19 protein-coding genes are annotated in these 16,574 nt (G+C 53.1%); 15 read left to right on the forward strand and 4 right to left on the reverse strand.

Going from position 1 to position 16,574, the window contains the following annotated elements:
- Positions 1–3 precede the first annotated feature (3 nt).
- Positions 4–429 carry a TonB system transport protein ExbD gene (gene exbD / locus ACQ0PY_RS03880; protein ID WP_042324207.1) on the forward strand — a complete coding sequence of 142 codons (426 nt, stop codon included), beginning with the start codon at positions 4–6 and terminating at the stop codon, positions 427–429.
- 63 nt (positions 430–492) lie between these two features.
- On the opposite strand, the gene ACQ0PY_RS03885 is transcribed toward exbD, so the two are convergent.
- Positions 493–924, reverse strand: a complete 432-nt coding sequence (locus tag ACQ0PY_RS03885; protein WP_043001747.1) for a hypothetical protein — start codon at positions 922–924, stop codon at positions 493–495.
- Entirely contained in the window at positions 924–1,331 is a 408-nt protein-coding gene (locus ACQ0PY_RS03890; protein WP_042998150.1) for a hypothetical protein, read from the reverse strand. Before ACQ0PY_RS03890 ends, ACQ0PY_RS03885 begins: the two co-directional genes overlap by 1 nt.
- Before the next feature lie 104 nt (positions 1,332–1,435).
- Between ACQ0PY_RS03890 and ACQ0PY_RS03895 the strand changes: the two genes are divergently transcribed.
- Positions 1,436–1,939: an ESA_00282 family adhesion-associated protein gene (locus ACQ0PY_RS03895; protein ID WP_042998149.1), complete on the forward strand. Its 504-nt coding sequence runs from the start codon at positions 1,436–1,438 to the stop codon at positions 1,937–1,939.
- Between the two features lie 71 nt (positions 1,940–2,010).
- Positions 2,011–2,505, forward strand: a complete 495-nt coding sequence (locus ACQ0PY_RS03900) for a TIGR00645 family protein (RefSeq protein ID WP_042998148.1) — start codon at positions 2,011–2,013, stop codon at positions 2,503–2,505.
- A 43-nt stretch (positions 2,506–2,548) separates the two neighbouring features.
- Here the strand turns inward: ACQ0PY_RS03900 and ACQ0PY_RS03905 are convergent, their stop codons facing one another.
- Positions 2,549–3,589: an aldo/keto reductase gene (locus ACQ0PY_RS03905; protein WP_042998147.1), complete on the reverse strand. Its 1,041-nt coding sequence runs from the start codon at positions 3,587–3,589 to the stop codon at positions 2,549–2,551.
- 81 nt (positions 3,590–3,670) lie between these two features.
- Between ACQ0PY_RS03905 and yghX the strand changes: the two genes are divergently transcribed.
- The 11 genes from yghX (at position 3,671) to hybG (ending at position 13,515) form a co-directional block, all read left to right on the forward strand.
- Complete coding sequence (gene yghX, locus ACQ0PY_RS03910) at positions 3,671–4,555, forward strand: YghX family hydrolase (protein ID WP_109739827.1); 885 nt, start codon at positions 3,671–3,673, stop codon at positions 4,553–4,555.
- 194 nt (positions 4,556–4,749) lie between these two features.
- The gene (locus tag ACQ0PY_RS03915) at positions 4,750–6,390 is read left to right on the forward strand and encodes a methyl-accepting chemotaxis protein (RefSeq protein ID WP_042998145.1); all 1,641 of its coding nucleotides are present in this window, start codon (positions 4,750–4,752) and stop codon (positions 6,388–6,390) included.
- Positions 6,391–6,474: 84 nt separating this feature from the next.
- On the forward strand, positions 6,475–6,762 hold the full coding sequence (locus ACQ0PY_RS03920; protein WP_042998144.1) for a DUF2623 family protein: 288 nt from the start codon (positions 6,475–6,477) through the stop codon (positions 6,760–6,762).
- A gap of 189 nt (positions 6,763–6,951) precedes the next feature.
- A complete protein-coding gene (gene hybO, locus ACQ0PY_RS03925) occupies positions 6,952–8,070 on the forward strand; it encodes a hydrogenase 2 small subunit (RefSeq protein WP_042998143.1) in 1,119 nt (372 codons plus the stop codon).
- A gap of 2 nt (positions 8,071–8,072) precedes the next feature.
- Positions 8,073–9,059, forward strand: coding sequence for a hydrogenase 2 operon protein HybA (gene hybA, locus ACQ0PY_RS03930; RefSeq protein ID WP_042998142.1), 987 nt, complete (start codon positions 8,073–8,075; stop codon positions 9,057–9,059).
- A complete protein-coding gene (gene hybB / locus ACQ0PY_RS03935; protein WP_042998141.1) occupies positions 9,049–10,227 on the forward strand; it encodes a Ni/Fe-hydrogenase cytochrome b subunit in 1,179 nt (392 codons plus the stop codon). The genes hybA and hybB overlap by 11 nt, the downstream gene beginning before the upstream one ends.
- On the forward strand, positions 10,224–11,927 hold the full coding sequence (gene hybC, locus ACQ0PY_RS03940; RefSeq protein ID WP_042998140.1) for a hydrogenase 2 large subunit: 1,704 nt from the start codon (positions 10,224–10,226) through the stop codon (positions 11,925–11,927). Before hybB ends, hybC begins: the two co-directional genes overlap by 4 nt.
- Complete coding sequence (locus ACQ0PY_RS03945; RefSeq protein WP_109739828.1) at positions 11,927–12,421, forward strand: HyaD/HybD family hydrogenase maturation endopeptidase; 495 nt, start codon at positions 11,927–11,929, stop codon at positions 12,419–12,421. The genes hybC and ACQ0PY_RS03945 overlap by 1 nt, the downstream gene beginning before the upstream one ends.
- Complete coding sequence (gene hybE / locus ACQ0PY_RS03950; protein WP_061070586.1) at positions 12,414–12,902, forward strand: hydrogenase-2 assembly chaperone; 489 nt, start codon at positions 12,414–12,416, stop codon at positions 12,900–12,902. The genes ACQ0PY_RS03945 and hybE overlap by 8 nt, the downstream gene beginning before the upstream one ends.
- Positions 12,895–13,236, forward strand: coding sequence for a hydrogenase maturation nickel metallochaperone HypA (gene hypA, locus ACQ0PY_RS03955; RefSeq protein ID WP_042324177.1), 342 nt, complete (start codon positions 12,895–12,897; stop codon positions 13,234–13,236). Before hybE ends, hypA begins: the two co-directional genes overlap by 8 nt.
- A gap of 30 nt (positions 13,237–13,266) precedes the next feature.
- Entirely contained in the window at positions 13,267–13,515 is a 249-nt protein-coding gene (gene hybG / locus ACQ0PY_RS03960) for a hydrogenase maturation factor HybG (protein ID WP_042998137.1), read from the forward strand.
- Positions 13,516–13,555: 40 nt separating this feature from the next.
- Here hybG and yghU read toward each other — a convergent pair whose 3' ends face one another.
- The gene (gene yghU, locus ACQ0PY_RS03965; protein WP_042998136.1) at positions 13,556–14,422 is read right to left on the reverse strand and encodes a glutathione-dependent disulfide-bond oxidoreductase; all 867 of its coding nucleotides are present in this window, start codon (positions 14,420–14,422) and stop codon (positions 13,556–13,558) included.
- 195 nt (positions 14,423–14,617) lie between these two features.
- Here yghU and gss point away from each other — a divergent pair, with 195 nt between their 5' ends.
- A complete protein-coding gene (gene gss, locus ACQ0PY_RS03970) occupies positions 14,618–16,477 on the forward strand; it encodes a bifunctional glutathionylspermidine amidase/synthase (protein ID WP_054177121.1) in 1,860 nt (619 codons plus the stop codon).
- The last annotated feature ends 97 nt before the right edge of the window (positions 16,478–16,574 follow it).

A 16,574-nucleotide genomic window follows, 5' to 3' on the forward strand; every position in this document is an offset into this window, starting at 1 on the left:
TTCATGGCAATGCGTCTTAATGAAAATCTGGACGATAACGGTGAAATGCATGAAATCAACGTGACGCCGTTTATCGACGTTATGCTGGTACTGCTGATCATCTTTATGGTGGCTGCGCCGCTGGCGACAGTGGATGTGAAGGTCAATCTGCCCGCGTCCTCCAGTACGCCGCAACCGCGTCCGGAAAAACCGGTTTATCTGTCGGTCAAAGCGGACAACAGCATGTTCATTGGTAACGATCCGGTGACGGACGAGACCATGGTGGCAGAACTGAACGCGCTGACCGAAGGGAAGAAAGACACCACGATCTTCTTCCGTGCGGATAAAACCGTCGACTATGAAACCCTGATGAAGGTGATGGACACGCTGCATCAGGCTGGTTATCTGAAGATCGGTCTGGTCGGCGAAGAGGTCGCGAAAGCGAAATAATCGTTGTCGCCATGGGCACAATGAAAGAAAGGCCGGGTACGGCGTTATCGCTACCCGGCTTTTTTATTGCCCATCGCGCCGGGTTTGCACCTGACGTTCATTGAGCGCAACGGTAGTGATGGTAATCGTGCGGGTGTTTCCTTCGGCCAGTTTGCGCGTCAGTCGCAGCGTGGCGGTCTCACGAGCCAGCAAATGCTGCCAGGTGCTCTCCAGTCGCGCCATGATTTTGTCACCCAGCGCCGGGTTCTGTTTGATAATGGCGTTGATCGCCGCGCCATAAATCTCTTCCTTCACCTGAAGCGCGTATATTTCCCGCCGGTTTTGCCATTTCAGACGAACCAGCGCCGCAGGAATAGAAGTCACTTCTTGCGCCACGCTTTCGAGGACCGCATTTTTATTGGCGATGAGTGCGGCAAGATTCTGCTTTAAGATAAATTGATCGCTTTTATTCTCATCTAAAGCCAAATAGACATTGTTATCTTCAACATCTTTAATCATTGTTCGTCGTCCAGAGAATAGAAAAGGGGTGAGTCTTTCTCCCGGGTAATTAAGTTAAGCCAAATTTCGTTGCCGTTTTCATTTATATGCGTGGTCATTTCAGTGATTATTTTACTTAAGGTCTGGGCATCGATATCGCCTTCAGCCTGTAACGCATTAATAACCCGAGCGAAAGTCTCAATTTTCGCTACCCGCTCAAGACGCTCTTTAAAATGACGGTCACGTTCTTCGAGTAGGATATTTTTAGATTGCCCGGTGGCGGTTGTGCTAATTAAGATATCGGCCTCATAATCACTGAGGGTTGTTTTTCCCTGAGTAAAATTATCATTATTTTCTACTGTTTCTTCCGTCTGACCTGACGCTGACAGATGAAAACGCGGTGGGACAAGGTGCTCAGGCAGCATGTCACAATATCCTTTAATATCAAATGTATAGTTATTTTTATTTGGCAGGTCGCGTTGACAATAACATGGGGTAATTTTAGAATCAAAAAAAATGGAGTCATTCTATGAACAGTATTTTTTATTCTGTCATTACCTTGCTATTGTTGACCGGCGGCGTGCTTTTATTAATGCGCGAGTTTAATAAACCGCGCAACGCTGAAGAACTGCCCTCTGAGACTCAATCAATACCGCTGACTAAAGAAGAGGGGGAGGACCATTTCTCCGCGCTGATGAATGCTATTACACCGGTATGGTACTGGCGCGTCAATCACGAATATATTGATTTCCTTCACGCAACAATAAAACGCATGACGATGGCGCAATTGAATGACACGCCAGGACTGTTTGACGCCCAGCGACGCTGCAGCGATCTCAATTCAGCGGTGTATAAATACTACGACACGATAAAAAAACGCTGTCTCAACGGCGAAAAAGTTCCCCATTCCGATCTCGATGTGCTGAACTTACGCCAGTGCTTCCGGGAGTTTAGCGTCGAGGCGTATCCATCGCTGGTGGCGCTGGTGTGGCCCGAGTATCAGCGCCCGTGGATCAATCCCGACGAAGTTTAAGGAGGATGTTGATCTGATGTTGCGCAATTGGGATATACTGTCGCCCGGTTTTTGCAACATCACAGGAATTTATGGAACGCTTTCTCGAAAACGTTATGTATGCGTCTCGCTGGCTGCTGGCCCCGGTCTACTTTGGTTTGTCGCTGGCGTTGGTTGCGCTGGCGCTAAAATTCTTTCAGGAAATTTTTCATGTTCTGCCCAATGTCTTTTCGATGGCAGAAGCTGACCTGATTCTGGTGCTGCTGTCCCTGGTGGATATGACGCTGGTCGGGGGACTGCTGGTAATGGTGATGTTTTCCGGCTATGAGAATTTCGTCTCGCAACTCGATATCGCTGAGGGACGGGAAAAACTGAACTGGCTGGGGAAGATGGATGCGACCTCACTGAAAAACAAAGTTGCGGCCTCGATTGTTGCTATCTCTTCCATTCATCTGTTGCGTGTATTTATGGATGCGAAAAACGTGCCGGATAACAAGCTGATGTGGTACGTCATTATCCATCTCACTTTCGTCTTGTCGGCGTTTTTGATGGGCTGCCTCGACCGGTTAAACCGCCATAAGCACTGACAGCACAGGCCGGGCAGCCCTTAACGCTACCCGGCGCTGAACGTTACTTATCGGACGATGCCTGCCAGAGGTTCAGTTGGCCGTCAGCGACATGCTTATCAATCTGCGTCAATTCTTCTGTGGTGAACGACAAATTTTTCAACGCCTGAACGTTTTCTTCCAGTTGCTCCGGGCGGCTTGCGCCAATCAGCACAGAAGTGACGCGATCGTCTTTCAGCAGCCAGCTAAGCGCCATTTGCGCCATTGACTGACCGCGCTGTTGCGCCATCTTATTAAGCAGACGCAGACTGCTGAGGTTAGCTTCCGTCAGCATATTCTCAGTCAGACCGCGCACTTTCTTCCCTTCGCGCTGCATACGTGAACCGTCCGGAATGCCGTTCAAATACTTCCCGGTGAGCAATCCCTGCGCCAGTGGCGTAAAGGCGATGCAGCCCACGCCATTGGCTTTCAGCGTATCCAGCAAACCGCTTTTATCCACCCAGCGGTTCAGCAGGTTATAAGAGGGCTGATGGATCAGCAGCGGGATCTTCCATTCGCGCAAAAGCTCAGCCATTTTTTGTGTCCGCTCCGGCGAGTATGACGAAATACCAACATACAGCGCTTTCCCACTTTGCACAGCGTGTGCCAGCGCAGACGCCGTCTCTTCCATCGGCGTGTTTTCGTCCACGCGATGAGAATAGAAAATATCGACGTAATCCAGGCCCATCCGTTTCAGGCTCTGATCGAGACTGGCGAGCAGGTATTTACGCGAGCCGCCGGAACCATAAGGACCTGGCCACATGTCGTAACCGGCTTTGGTCGAAATAATCAGTTCATCACGATACTGGGCAAAGTCTTCGCGCAGCAGACGCCCGAAATTTTCTTCGGCGCTGCCCGGAGGCGGCCCATAGTTATTGGCTAAATCAAAGTGAGTAATGCCTAAATCAAAGGCTTTTCGCAACAGTGCGCGCTGCGAGTCGAGGGCTTGTACGTGACCGAAGTTGTGCCACAGACCGAGCGATAGCGCAGGCAGTTGGAGGCCGCTGTTACCGCAGTAGCGGTACTGCATATTCTCATAGCGGTCAGGGGAGGCGTTCCAGGACATGATGTCTCCTTTCTTGTGATGAATTTTCGAAACAGCGTTTTCATTCTATGCTTATAGAATCACAAATCCCGGAGATATGCGATGACGCGTCTGACAGCCAAAGATTTTCCGCAAGAATTACTCGATTATTATGACTACTACGCCCACGGGAAAATCTCAAAACGGGAGTTCCTCAATCTTGCGGCAAAGTACGCCGTTGGCGGGGTGACGGCGCTGGCGCTCTTCAATATGCTCAAGCCCAACTACGCGCTGGCGGAACAGGTGAAATTTACCGATCCCGATATATTGCCTGAATATATTCATTATCCGTCACCAAACGGTCATGGCAGCGTGCGCGGCTATCTGGTGAAGCCGGTCAACACAACGGGCAAGGTATCAGTCGTGGTGGTGGTACATGAGAACCGGGGGCTGAATCCTTATATTGAAGATGTTGCAAGGCGGGTAGCAAAAGCGGGCTACATTGCGCTGGCACCCGACGGTTTAAGCTCGGTAGGTGGCTATCCAGGAAACGATGAAGAAGGGAAGGTCTTGCAGCAGAAAGTGGATCCGACAAAGCTGATGAATGACTTTTTCGCTGCCGTCGAGTTTATGAAGCAACACCCGGACGCCAGCGGGAAAGTGGGGATCACCGGATTTTGTTACGGCGGTGGCGTCTCAAATGCCGCTGCCGTGGCCTATCCTGAACTGGCGTGTGCGGTGCCGTTTTATGGTCGCCAGCCTGCCGCTGCGGATGTGCCGAAGATAAAAGCGCCGATCCTGCTGCACTACGCGGCGCTGGATAAAAATATCAATGAAGGCTGGCCCGCCTATGAAGCCGCGCTGAAGGCCAACAATAAGGTCTATGAAGCCTGGATCTATCCCGGTGTAAACCACGGATTTCATAATGATTCCACACCGCGATATGACGAGGCTGCCGCCGAATTAGCATGGAAACGAACGTTGGGATGGTTTGATAAATATTTATGATAAAAAAAAGGAAAATAAACGATTGATTAATACTGATGGCATTTTTCATTATCTTTTATATGTATACAGCGACCAGGGATATTGTTTGCGAGAGTAAAAAAACTAAAAGTAAGTATATATTCTTCACTCTTTGCCGATAACGAAGGTGAGTCTCGCCAGATGGCGAATCCCTTTAATATGGCAAGGATATATCTATGCGACTTTTGCAAAACTTCACCATTCGTCTTGTCATGCTGACAATACTGGGCGTCTTTTGTCTTCTCTGGTCAGGAGTGGGATTATATAGCGTTCACGCGCTGTCAAAAGTGTCAGAAGGCAACGAAGTCGATCGCCATCTTGTTCGCCAGATGACGGTGCTCAGCCAGGGCAACGATCAATATTTCCGCTTTGTTACCCGCCTCAGTCGTGCGATGGAGTTGAAAGCCAGTGGCGGCACGCCGGATTTCGCTCCCGTGCAGCAGGCGCTGGATAACATGAGCAAAAAGTTGCAGGAAATGAAAACGCTCTCGCCAGGGCCGATGGATCCTGAGGTTGCCGCTGCGGTGCTGGCGAGCTGGCAGGATCTGCTCGATAAAGGCGTCACGCCGCAAATGCAACTGGCGCAGCAGGGCACGCAGAGTGCATGGAGTGAGCAGGCGAATAATGTGACGCCTGCGTTGAGCCGGGCGTTTGGTGCCAGTGCAGAACGCTTTAATAAGGCCGCAGGTGTGATGCTCGATCAAACCCGCGTCATGGTAGATGGCAAAACGTCGATCATCCGTACCCTAATCATTGGCGCGGTGATCCTGGGCATTGCAATTCTCTTCTTCACCGATCGCTATCTGGTGACCATGCTGGTGAAACCGCTGGCGCGGATCCGCCAACAGTTTCGCCAGATTGCTCAGGGCGATCTCAGTCAGCCGATTGACGATATTGGCCGCAACTGCGTCGGCCAATTAGTGCCTTTATTACGGGCGATGCAGGACAGTCTGCGCGACGCCGTGAATACTATCCGTTCTGGCAGCGATAATATCTGGCGCGGCGCCACTGAAATCTCCAGCGGCAACAACGATCTTTCATCGCGAACGGAAGAGCAGGCTGCGGCGCTGGAAGAGACGGCTGCCAGCATGGAGCAGCTCACCGCAACGGTGAAACTGAATGCGGATAACGCCCGTCAGGCAAGTCTTCTGGCTGATGCGGCATCACGCACGGCAGGAAAAGGCGGTTCGCTGGTGTCCGAAGTGGTCGAGACCATGGACGGAATTTCCGCCAGCTCGAAGCAGATTGCGGAAATTACGACCGTCATCAATAGCATTGCCTTCCAGACCAACATTCTTGCATTGAACGCTGCGGTCGAAGCGGCGCGTGCGGGTGAGCAAGGGCGTGGATTTGCCGTCGTCGCAGGTGAAGTGCGTAATCTGGCAAGCCGCAGTGCAAACGCGGCAAAAGAGATTGAAACACTGATTGCCGAATCCGTGCGCCGTGTCGACCACGGCGCGACGCTGGTGAAGGATACCGGCTCAACGATGGAGGCGCTCCTGCGTGGCGTGACGGAAGTGAACACCATCATGAAACAAATTGCCTCGGCGTCTGAAGAACAGAGCAAAGGGATTTCGCAGGTGGGCGTTGCGATTACTCAGATGGATGGCGTTACGCAGCAAAACGCCGCGCTGGTGGAGCAGGTTTCCGCCGCGGCTGCGGCGCTGGAGAGACAAACGGAAGATTTACAACGTTCTGTGCAACAGTTCCGGTTATCGCAAAATGACGCCCCCAGTCTCCCCGGAAAAGGTGCCGCTCCCGCCGGGCAGCGACGCCCGACTCCCACAGCGGCAGGCGATGAATGGGTGGCATTCTAAGGCCCAGTAAAAAGTCGCTGAACCCTCTGGCCTTTGCTTAAAATATCGCTATATAATTTATTGTATAGCGATTGGGGAGAGGTCATGAATAATCATTTTGGCAAGGGTCTGATGGCCGGATTAAACGCCACGCAGGCTGACAGCGCCCGAAACGTAGCGAAATTTTGTTCGGATTATAAACGTGGCTTCGTACTAGGATTCTCGCATCGCATGTTTGAAAAAACCGGCGACAGGCAACTCAGCGCCTGGGAAGCGGGGATCCTGACGCGTCGCTATGGGTTAGATAAAGAAATGGTGATGGATTTCTTTCGGGAAAATCAGTCCAGCATCACGATTCGTTTTTTTATGGCCGGCTATCGACTCGAAGGTTGATCCAAAGGGGGTATTATCTTGCTTTAATTAATTACACTACCGGCTATTCCCTTCGTTTTAGTATCCCCTCGCAGTATCATAGACTACATAACCATAACAAAAGTGTGGTAAATGGCGCACCGATCGCAGTTACGGTTTTGCGATTGATGCAAAATAAGAGCCAGGTCTTCGTAACGGAATAACTATAAAATGACTGGAGATAACACTCTCATCAATTCCCATGGCGTCAACCGCCGTGATTTCATGAAGCTTTGTGCAGCACTCGCCGCCACAATGGGGCTTAGCAGCAAAGCCGCCGCCGAAATGGCTGAGTCGGTATCCCGTCCGCAGCGCCCGCCGGTTGTCTGGATTGGTGCTCAGGAATGCACGGGCTGTACCGAATCCCTGCTTCGCGCGACCCACCCTACGGTAGAAAACCTTGTCCTAGAGACCATCTCTCTGGAATACCATGAGGTGCTTTCCGCCGCCTTCGGCCACCAGGTTGAAGAGAACAAACACAATGCGCTCGAGAAATACAAAGGGCAGTATGTGTTGGTCGTTGATGGTTCCATCCCGCTAAAAGATAACGGTATTTACTGCATGGTTGCCGGTGAGCCCATTGTGGATCATATCCGCAAAGCGGCAGAAGGCGCGGCGGCAATTATCGCTATCGGTTCCTGCGCTGCATGGGGCGGCGTCGCCGCTGCTGGCGTGAACCCGACCGGTGCGGTTGGCCTGCAGGAAGTTCTGCCGGGTAAAACCATCATCAACATTCCGGGCTGTCCGCCGAACCCGCATAACTTCCTGGCGACCGTCGCCCATATCATCACCTGGGGCAAGCCGCCGAAGCTGGATGCGAAAAACCGTCCGACCTTCGCCTATGGCCGCCTGATTCACGAGCACTGCGAACGTCGTCCGCACTTCGATGCGGGTCGCTTTGCGAAAGAGTTCGGCGATGAAGGTCACCGCGAAGGCTGGTGCCTCTACCACCTCGGCTGTAAAGGGCCTGAGACCTGGGGCAACTGCTCCACACTGCAATTCTGCGACGTTGGCGGCGTCTGGCCGGTGGCGATTGGTCACCCATGCTACGGCTGCAACGAAGAAGGCGTTGGTTTCCATAAGGGCATTCACCAACTTGCTCACGTGGAAAATCAGACACCCCGCTCCGAAAAACCTGATGTGAACATGAAAGAGGGCGGCAACATTTCTGCCGGCGCTATTGGGTTGCTTGGCGGCGTTGTCGGTCTGGTAGCCGGCGTCAGCGTGATGGCGGTACGTGAACTGGGGCGTCAGCAAAAGAAAGATAACGCTGACTCACGGGGAGAATAACCGTGAACAGACGTAACTTTATCAAAGCAGCCTCCGGCGGGGCGTTGCTGTTAGGCGCTGCGCCGTCTATCAGCCACGCGGCTGCAGAAAATCGCCCGCCCATCCCCGGTTCTCTGGGTATGTTGTATGACTCGACGCTGTGCGTGGGCTGTCAGGCCTGTGTGACCAAGTGTCAGGATATCAACTTCCCGGCGCGTAACCCGGAAGGGGAGCAGACCTGGTCGAACAACGACAAACTGTCGCCGTACACCAATAACATCATTCAGGTGTGGCGTAGCGGTACAGGCGTGAATAAAGATCAGGAAGAGAACGGCTATGCATACATCAAGAAACAGTGTATGCACTGCGTCGATCCCAACTGCGTTTCCGTCTGCCCGGTTTCCGCACTGAAAAAAGATCCGAAAACCGGCATCGTTCATTACAACAAAGACGTTTGTACCGGCTGCCGTTACTGCATGGTTGCCTGTCCGTACAACGTGCCGAAGTATGACTACAACAACCCGTTTGGTGCGCTTCACAAATGTGAATTGTGTAACCAGAAAGGCGTTGAGCGTCTCGATAAGGGCGGCTTGCCGGGCTGTGTTGAGGTTTGTCCTGCCGGTGCGGTCATTTTTGGTACCCGTGAAGAGTTGATGGCCGAGGCGCAAAAGCGTCTGGCGCTGAAGCCTGGCAGCGAATACCACTATCCGCGTCAAACCCTGAAAACGGGCGATACCTACGTGCATACTGTGCCGAAGTACTATCCACATCTTTACGGTGAAAAAGAGGGCGGTGGGACTCAGGTGCTGGTACTGACCGGGGTGCCTTACGAGAATCTGGATCTGCCGAAGCTGGATGAGATTTCAACCGGCGCGCGTTCCGAACATGTTCAACACACCCTGTATAAAGGCATGATGCTACCACTGGCCGTGCTGGCGGGCTTGACCGTGCTGGTTCGTCGTAATACCAAAAACGACCATCACGACGGAGGAGACGATCATGAGTCATGATCCTAAACCGCTGGGCGGCAAAATTATCAGCAAACCGGTCATCATCTTCGGGCCGTTAATCATCCTCTGTATGCTCCTGATCGTGAAGCGTCTGGTATTTGGATTGGGGTCTGTCTCCGATCTGAACGGCGGTTTCCCATGGGGCGTCTGGATTGCCTTTGACCTGTTAATCGGCACCGGCTTTGCCTGTGGCGGTTGGGCGCTGGCATGGGCGGTGTATGTCTTCAACCGGGGACAATACCATCCGCTGGTGCGTCCGGCGCTGCTGGCGAGTCTGTTTGGTTATTCTCTGGGTGGCTTGTCGATTACCATTGATGTGGGTCGTTACTGGAACCTGCCGTACTTCTACATTCCGGGTCACTTCAACGTGAACTCGGTGTTGTTCGAGACGGCGGTCTGTATGACCATCTACATTGGGGTGATGGCGCTGGAATTTGCCCCTGCGTTGTTTGAACGTCTGGGCTGGAAGGTGTCGCTGAAACGCCTGAATAAGCTGATGTTCTTCATCATCGCTCTCGGAGCGCTGTTGCCGACCATGCACCAGTCCTCAATGGGCTCGCTGATGATCTCGGCAGGCTACAAAGTGCATCCGCTGTGGCAAAGCTATGAAATGCTGCCGCTGTTCTCGGTATTGACCGCCTTTATTATGGGCTTCTCGATCGTCATCTTCGAAGGCTCTCTGGTTCAGGCTGGCCTGAGAGGAAAAGGCCCGGATGAGAAGAACCTGTTCATCAAGTTGACGAACACCATCAGCGTGATGTTGGCGATTTTTGTCGTGCTGCGCTTTGGTGAGCTGGTTTACCGGGGCAAGCTGTCGTATGCCTTTGCCGGCGATTTCTACTCAGCAATGTTCTGGCTTGAAGTCGTGCTGATGGTCTTCCCGCTGGTCGTCCTGCGTGTTGCTAAATGGCGTAATGATTCACGCATGTTGTACCTGTCTGCGCTCAGCGCGCTGCTGGGTTGCGCGACATGGCGTCTGTCCTATTCGCTGGTGGCATTTAATCCAGGCGGCGGTTACCACTACTTCCCAACCTGGGAAGAACTGTTGATTTCTATTGGTTTTGTGGCTATTGAGATTTGCGCTTACATCGTACTCATTCGTCTACTGCCGATACTTCCTCCTTTAAAACAAAACGATCACAATCGTCATGAGGCGAGCAAAGCATGAGCCAGAGAATTACTATTGATCCCGTAACCCGTATTGAGGGGCACTTACGTATCGATTGCGAAATCGAAAACGGCGTTGTATCAAAAGCATGGGCCTCCGGTACCATGTGGCGCGGCATGGAAGAGATCGTGAAAAATCGCGATCCGCGTGATGCGTGGATGATTGTGCAACGTATTTGCGGTGTTTGTACGACTACGCACGCGATCTCCTCGGTTCGTGCGGCAGAAAGCGCGCTGAACATTGACGTTCCGGTTAACGCACAATACATCCGTAACATCATTCTTTCAGCGCATACCACTCATGACCATATCGTTCACTTCTATCAGCTTTCGGCGCTGGACTGGGTGGATATTACCTCGGCGCTGAAAGCCGATCCGGCAAAAGCGTCAGCGATGCTGAACGGCGTGTCGACCTGGCATCTGAACAGCGCGGAAGAGTTCACGAAAGTTCAGAACAAGATCAAAGATCTGGTTGCCAGCGGCCAGTTGGGGATTTTCGCCAACGGTTACTGGGGACATCCGGCGATGAAACTGCCGCCGGAAGTGAACCTGATTGCGGTAGCTCACTATCTGCAGGCGCTGGAATGCCAGCGTGATGCCAACCGCGTGGTGGCGCTGCTGGGCGGTAAAACGCCGCACATTCAGAACCTGGCGGTGGGTGGCGTTGCCAACCCGATCAACCTCGACGGCCTGGGCGTACTGAACCTGGAACGCCTGATGTACATCAAGTCTTTCATCGACAAGCTGAGCGACTTTGTTGAACAGGTGTACAAGGTCGATACTGCGGTTATCGCCGCGTTCTATCCAGAATGGCTGGAGCGCGGTAAGGGGGCGGTCAACTATCTGGCTGCGCCGGAATTCCCGACCGACGGTAAAAACGGCAGCTTCCTGTTCCCTGGCGGTTATATTGAGAATGCCGATCTGGCGAGCTATCGTCCGATCTCCTCTCACTCCGACGAGTACCTGATCAAAGGGATCCAGGAGAGCGCCAAACATGCCTGGTATAAAGACGAAGCTCCGCAGGCACCGTGGGAAGGGACGACCATTCCGGAATATAACGGCTGGTCGGATGATGGCAAATATTCATGGGTGAAATCCCCGACCTTCTACGGTAAAACCGTCGAAGTGGGGCCGCTGGCGAACATGCTGGTTAAACTGGCGTCCGGACGTGAGGCCACGAAAGCGAAACTGAATGAAATCATCGCGATTTATCAGAAGCTGACGGGCAAAACGCTGGAAGTGGCGCAGTTGCACTCTACGCTGGGGCGTATTATTGGTCGTACCGTTCACTGCTGTGAACTGCAGGGTATCCTGCAGAATCAGTACAGTGCGCTGATCGCCAATATTGGCAAGGGCGACCACACCACGTTTGTGAAACCGAATATTCCGGCGACAGGCGAATTTAAAGGTGTGGGCTTCCTTGAGGCACCGCGCGGGATGCTTTCTCACTGGATGGTGATTAAAGACGGTATCATCAGTAACTATCAGGCGGTTGTACCGTCAACCTGGAACTCCGGCCCGCGTAACTTCAACGATGACGTCGGTCCGTACGAACAGTCGCTGGTAGGTACGCCGATTGCCGATCCGGAAAAACCGCTTGAAGTAGTACGTACTATTCACTCCTTCGATCCTTGTATGGCGTGTGCGGTACACGTTGTTGACGCTGACGGGAACGAAGTTGTCTCTGTGAAGGTTCTGTAATGCGGATTTTAGTCTTAGGGGTCGGCAATATTTTGCTGACCGATGAAGCCATCGGCGTTCGTATCGTTGAAGCCTTAGAGCAGCGATATGAATTGCCGGAATTCGTTGAAATCCTCGATGGCGGTACGGCGGGTATGGAGTTGCTCGGCGACATGGCGAACCGGGATCATCTGATCATCGCGGACGCCATTGTCTCGAGAAAAAACACCCCGGGTACGATCATGGTCCTGCGGGATGATGAAGTGCCGGCGCTGTTTACCAACAAAATCTCCCCGCATCAATTGGGCCTGGCCGACGTTCTGTCGGCCCTTCGCTTTACCGGCGAGTTTCCGAAAAAACTGACGCTGATTGGCGTCATTCCGGAATCGCTGGAGCCGAATATTGGTTTAACGCCAACAGTTGAAGCGATGATTGAACCTGCGCTTGCGCAGGTTCTGGCTGCGCTGCGTGAGTCGGGCGTTGAAGCGATCCCTCGGGAGGCGACGCATGTCTGAGGAGATTTCCGGGTTCCAGGCTGCTCCGAAAGCACAGGTTCAGGCTGCGTTTGAAGCGATTGCGCAGCGTTCAATGCACGATCTGTCCTTTCTACATCCTGATATGCCAGTGTATGTCTCTGACTTTACATTGTTTGAAGGGCAGTGGACGGGATGTGTGATTACGCCGTGGATGCTGAGCGCGCTGATTTTCCCCGGACCAGACCAGCTCTGGCCAGTGCGTAAAGTCAGTGAAAAGCTTGGGTTGCGTCTGCCGTATGGCACGATGACATTCACGGTGGGCGAACTGGATGGTGTATCGCAATACCTCTCCTGCTCGCTGATGTCACCGCTCAATCACAGTATGTCGTCTGAAGAGGGCGTACGTCTGGCTGATGACTGCGCGCGCATGCTGTTGTCGCTGCCGGTCAGCGATCCGGATGCGCCGCAGACAAGCCGTCGCGCGCTGCTGTTCGGGCGTCGGGGTTTGCAGAATGCATGAGCTGTCTCTTTGCCAGAGTGCGGTTGAAATCATTCAACAGCAGGCTGAACAGCATGGCGTAAAGCGCGTCACCGGCGTGTGGCTGGAGATTGGCGCGCTGTCCTGTGTTGAAGAGAGCGCGGTACGTTTTAGTTTTGATATTGTCTGCCAGGGGACGGTGGCGCAAGGCTGTGAATTGCACATCGATTACAAACCGGCGCAGGCATGGTGCTGGGATTGCAGTCAGGCGGTTGAAATCACCCAACACGATGCGCAATGTCCGCGTTGTCATGGCGACCGACTGCGTGTTGATACCGGCGATTCGCTGAAAGTGAAAAGTATTGAAGTTGAATAACCCATGATGTGACATGGGGCGGAGTCAGACATGTGTATAGGCGTTCCAGGCCAGGTTCTGGCCGTCGGTGAAGATATTCACCAGCTTGCGCAGGTGGAAGTGTGCGGCATCAAGCGTGATGTGAATATTGCGCTGATTTGTGAAGGCAGTCCTGCGGAACTGGTCGGGCAGTGGGTGTTAGTGCATGTGGGGTTTGCGATGAGCATCATCGATGAAGAAGAAGCCAAAGCCACGCTGGATGCACTACGCCGTATGGAGTACGACGTCACCAGCGCATAAGAGTGAATGCCGGATAGGTTCTGTCCGGCATTTTTTAGCGTTAATTCTGGCGCTTATCTTCGGTATTGGTCTCGAAATCGCTGGCATCATGACGTTCATGAAGCTGCTCATTCAACGGTCCGTTGGTCCGGTTCACGATTCGCCCGCGTTTAACTGCCGGACGTTCCGCTATCTCTTTTGCCCAACGCTGCACATTTTTATAGTTGCCCGCATCAAGGAATTCTGCCGCATCGTACACATTGCCCAGCACCACGTTGCCAAACCACGGCCAGATAGCCATATCGGCAATGGTGTACTCATCGCCTGCCACGTAAGCGTTATTCGCCAGCTGTTTATCCAGCACGTCCAGCAGGCGTTTGGCTTCCATTGTAAAGCGGTTGATCGCGTACTCAATCTTCACCGGCGCGTAGTGGTAGAAATGACCGAAACCACCGCCGAGGAAGGGCGCTGCACCCTGCAGCCAGAACAGCCAGTTCAATGTCTCTGTACGTTTTGCTAAATCCTGTGGCAGGAAATAACCATATTTTTCTGCCAGATACAGCAGGATCGAGCCCGACTCAAACACACGCACCGGTGGATTTTGCGAATGATCGCGCAATGCCGGGATCTTCGAGTTGGGATTCACCTCCACAAAGCCGCTGGAAAACTGATCGCCTTCGCCAATGCGAATCAGCCAGGCATCATATTCCGCACCGCTCACTCCCTGTGCCAGCAGTTCTTCCAGCATGATGGTGACTTTCTGGCCGTTCGGCGTACCCAGCGAATAGAGCTGAAGCGGATGTTTACCGACCGGCAGCGTTTTGTCGTGCGTCGGACCGGAGACAGGACGGTTGATGTTGGCGAACGCACCGCCATTGGATTTTTCCCACGTCCAGACTTTCGCGGGCTGATAAGTGTTATCTGACATGTTGACCTGCCTTCTGAGTGGTTGTGTTGAAGCAGTGTAGCAGGTCGCCATCCGTACCTTTAACAGATCGGCACATTTACACCTGTCTATTTTTCGTTGTTGCGCACGCACCCGCTGCGTTGAGGTGTATGATGGTCGGCGGTGTAGGGCAGGCAAGCAGAAGCTGCCCAGCTGTATAGTTTTGAGGTAAGGTGCATGAGCAAAGGAACGACCAGTCAGGATGCCCCGTTCGGGACATTATTGGGCTATGCCCCCGGTGGTGTAGCGATCTACTCTTCAGATTACAGCTCCCTCGACCCGCGGGACTATGACGATGACGCCGCGTTTCGCAGCTACATCGACAACGAATACATGGGCCACAAATGGCAGTGCGTCGAATTCGCGCGTCGTTTCCTCTTCCTGAATTATGGTGCGGTGTTCACCGATGTCGGCATGGCGTGGGAGATTTTCTCGTTGCGTTTCCTGCGCGAAGTGGTGAACGACAACATTCTGCCGCTACAGGCGTTTCCTAACGGGTCGCCTCGCGCACCGGTCGCCGGGGCGCTGCTGATCTGGCAGAAAGGCGGAGAATTTAAAGACACCGGCCATGTCGCGATTATCACTCAATTGCTGGATAACAAAATCCGCATTGCCGAGCAGAACGTCATTCACACGCCGCTTCCTCCCGGACAGCAGTGGACGCGTGAGCTGGAGATGGTGGTGGAAAATGGCTGCTATACCCTGAAAGACACCTTTGACGACACTACTATTCTGGGCTGGATGATCCAGACCGACGATACCCGGCACAGCCTGCCACAGCCGGAGATCGCCAATGATTCGCTGAAGATTGGCGCGGCAAGACTGGAAGAAAACGGCCAGTTTGACGGTAAATGGCTGGATGAACAGGATCCGCTGCAAAAAGCCTATGTGACAGCGAACGGTCACGTGATCAATCAGGATCCGTATCAGTATTTCACAATGACCGAGAGTGCCGAACAGGAGTTGATCAAAGCGACCAACGAGCTGCATCTGATGTATCTGCACGCTACAGACAAGGTGCTGAAAGACGACAATCTGCTGGCGCTGTTCGACATTCCCAAAATCCTCTGGCCGCGTTTGCGTCTCTCATGGCAGCGCCGTCGCCACCATATGATCACCGGTCGTATGGATTTCTGTATGGATGAGCGCGGGTTGAAAGTGTACGAATACAACGCCGATTCCGCGTCGTGCCATACCGAGGCGGGGCTAATCCTCGAACGCTGGGCGGAGCAGGGCTATACCGGTAAAGGACATAACCCGGCGGAAGGTCTGCTCAATGAGCTGGCGGGGGCCTGGAAACACAGCCACGCGCGTCCATTCGTGCACATCATGCAGGATAAGGATATTGAGGAGAACTATCATGCCCAGTTTATGCAGCAGGCGCTGCATCAGGCCGGGTTTGAAAGTAAGATCCTGCGTGGGCTGGATGAACTGCGCTGGGACGATGCCGGACAACTCATTGATGGTGAAGGACGCCTGGTTAACTGCGTCTGGAAAACCTGGGCATGGGAAACGGCGATTGAGCAGGTGCGTGAAGTCAGCGAAACCGAGTATGCCGCCGTGCCGATTCGTACCGGACATACCCATCAGGATGTGCGGTTGATCGATGTGCTACTGCGCCCGGAAGTGCTGGTCTTTGAGCCGCTGTGGACGGTGATCCCGGGTAACAAAGCGATCCTGCCGATCCTGTGGCAACTTTTCCCGCACCACCGCTATCTGCTGGATACCGATTTTGTCGTCAATGATGAACTGGCGCAAACCGGTTATGCGGTGAAACCGATTGCGGGTCGCTGTGGCAGCAATATCGACCTGGTCAGCCATCAGGAAGAACTGCTGGACAAAACCAGCGGGAAATTTGCTGCACAGAAGAACATTTATCAGCAGCTTTGGTGTCTGCCAAACGTTGCCGGTAAGTATATTCAGGTGTGCACTTTTACCGTTGGCGGCAACTACGGCGGCACCTGCCTGCGTGGCGACGAATCGCTGGTTATTAAGAAAGAGAGCGACATTGAACCGTTGATTGTGGTGAAGGGATGAGCTCTCAGCAGGATACGGTTATAGCCGGGCATGTTTCTAAAGCCGAAAGCTGACCGATGCAGTCGTTGTGTAAGAATCCGTAATCTCCCAGGGATTA

This window comes from Citrobacter sp. LST-B2, from assembly GCF_057983045.1.

Bases quoted from the DNA above. Each gene is read 5' to 3' on its own strand.
- yghX (WP_109739827.1), top strand. From the start codon at position 3,671: ATGACGCGTCTGACAGCCAAAGATTTTCCGCAAGAATTACTCGATTAT.
- exbD (WP_042324207.1), top strand. From the start codon at position 4: ATGGCAATGCGTCTTAATGAAAATCTGGACGATAACGGTGAAATGCAT.
- hypA (WP_042324177.1), top strand. From the start codon at position 12,895: ATGCATGAGCTGTCTCTTTGCCAGAGTGCGGTTGAAATCATTCAACAG.
- hybE (WP_061070586.1), top strand. From the start codon at position 12,414: ATGTCTGAGGAGATTTCCGGGTTCCAGGCTGCTCCGAAAGCACAGGTT.
- hybC (WP_042998140.1), top strand. From the start codon at position 10,224: ATGAGCCAGAGAATTACTATTGATCCCGTAACCCGTATTGAGGGGCAC.
- ACQ0PY_RS03915 (WP_042998145.1), top strand. From the start codon at position 4,750: ATGCGACTTTTGCAAAACTTCACCATTCGTCTTGTCATGCTGACAATA.
- yghU (WP_042998136.1), bottom strand. From the start codon at position 14,422: ATGTCAGATAACACTTATCAGCCCGCGAAAGTCTGGACGTGGGAAAAA.
- gss (WP_054177121.1), top strand. From the start codon at position 14,618: ATGAGCAAAGGAACGACCAGTCAGGATGCCCCGTTCGGGACATTATTG.
- ACQ0PY_RS03895 (WP_042998149.1), top strand. From the start codon at position 1,436: ATGAACAGTATTTTTTATTCTGTCATTACCTTGCTATTGTTGACCGGC.
- hybB (WP_042998141.1), top strand. From the start codon at position 9,049: ATGAGTCATGATCCTAAACCGCTGGGCGGCAAAATTATCAGCAAACCG.
- ACQ0PY_RS03905 (WP_042998147.1), bottom strand. From the start codon at position 3,589: ATGTCCTGGAACGCCTCCCCTGACCGCTATGAGAATATGCAGTACCGC.
- ACQ0PY_RS03900 (WP_042998148.1), top strand. From the start codon at position 2,011: ATGGAACGCTTTCTCGAAAACGTTATGTATGCGTCTCGCTGGCTGCTG.
- ACQ0PY_RS03920 (WP_042998144.1), top strand. From the start codon at position 6,475: ATGAATAATCATTTTGGCAAGGGTCTGATGGCCGGATTAAACGCCACG.
- ACQ0PY_RS03890 (WP_042998150.1), bottom strand. From the start codon at position 1,331: ATGCTGCCTGAGCACCTTGTCCCACCGCGTTTTCATCTGTCAGCGTCA.
- hybO (WP_042998143.1), top strand. From the start codon at position 6,952: ATGACTGGAGATAACACTCTCATCAATTCCCATGGCGTCAACCGCCGT.
- hybG (WP_042998137.1), top strand. From the start codon at position 13,267: ATGTGTATAGGCGTTCCAGGCCAGGTTCTGGCCGTCGGTGAAGATATT.
- ACQ0PY_RS03945 (WP_109739828.1), top strand. From the start codon at position 11,927: ATGCGGATTTTAGTCTTAGGGGTCGGCAATATTTTGCTGACCGATGAA.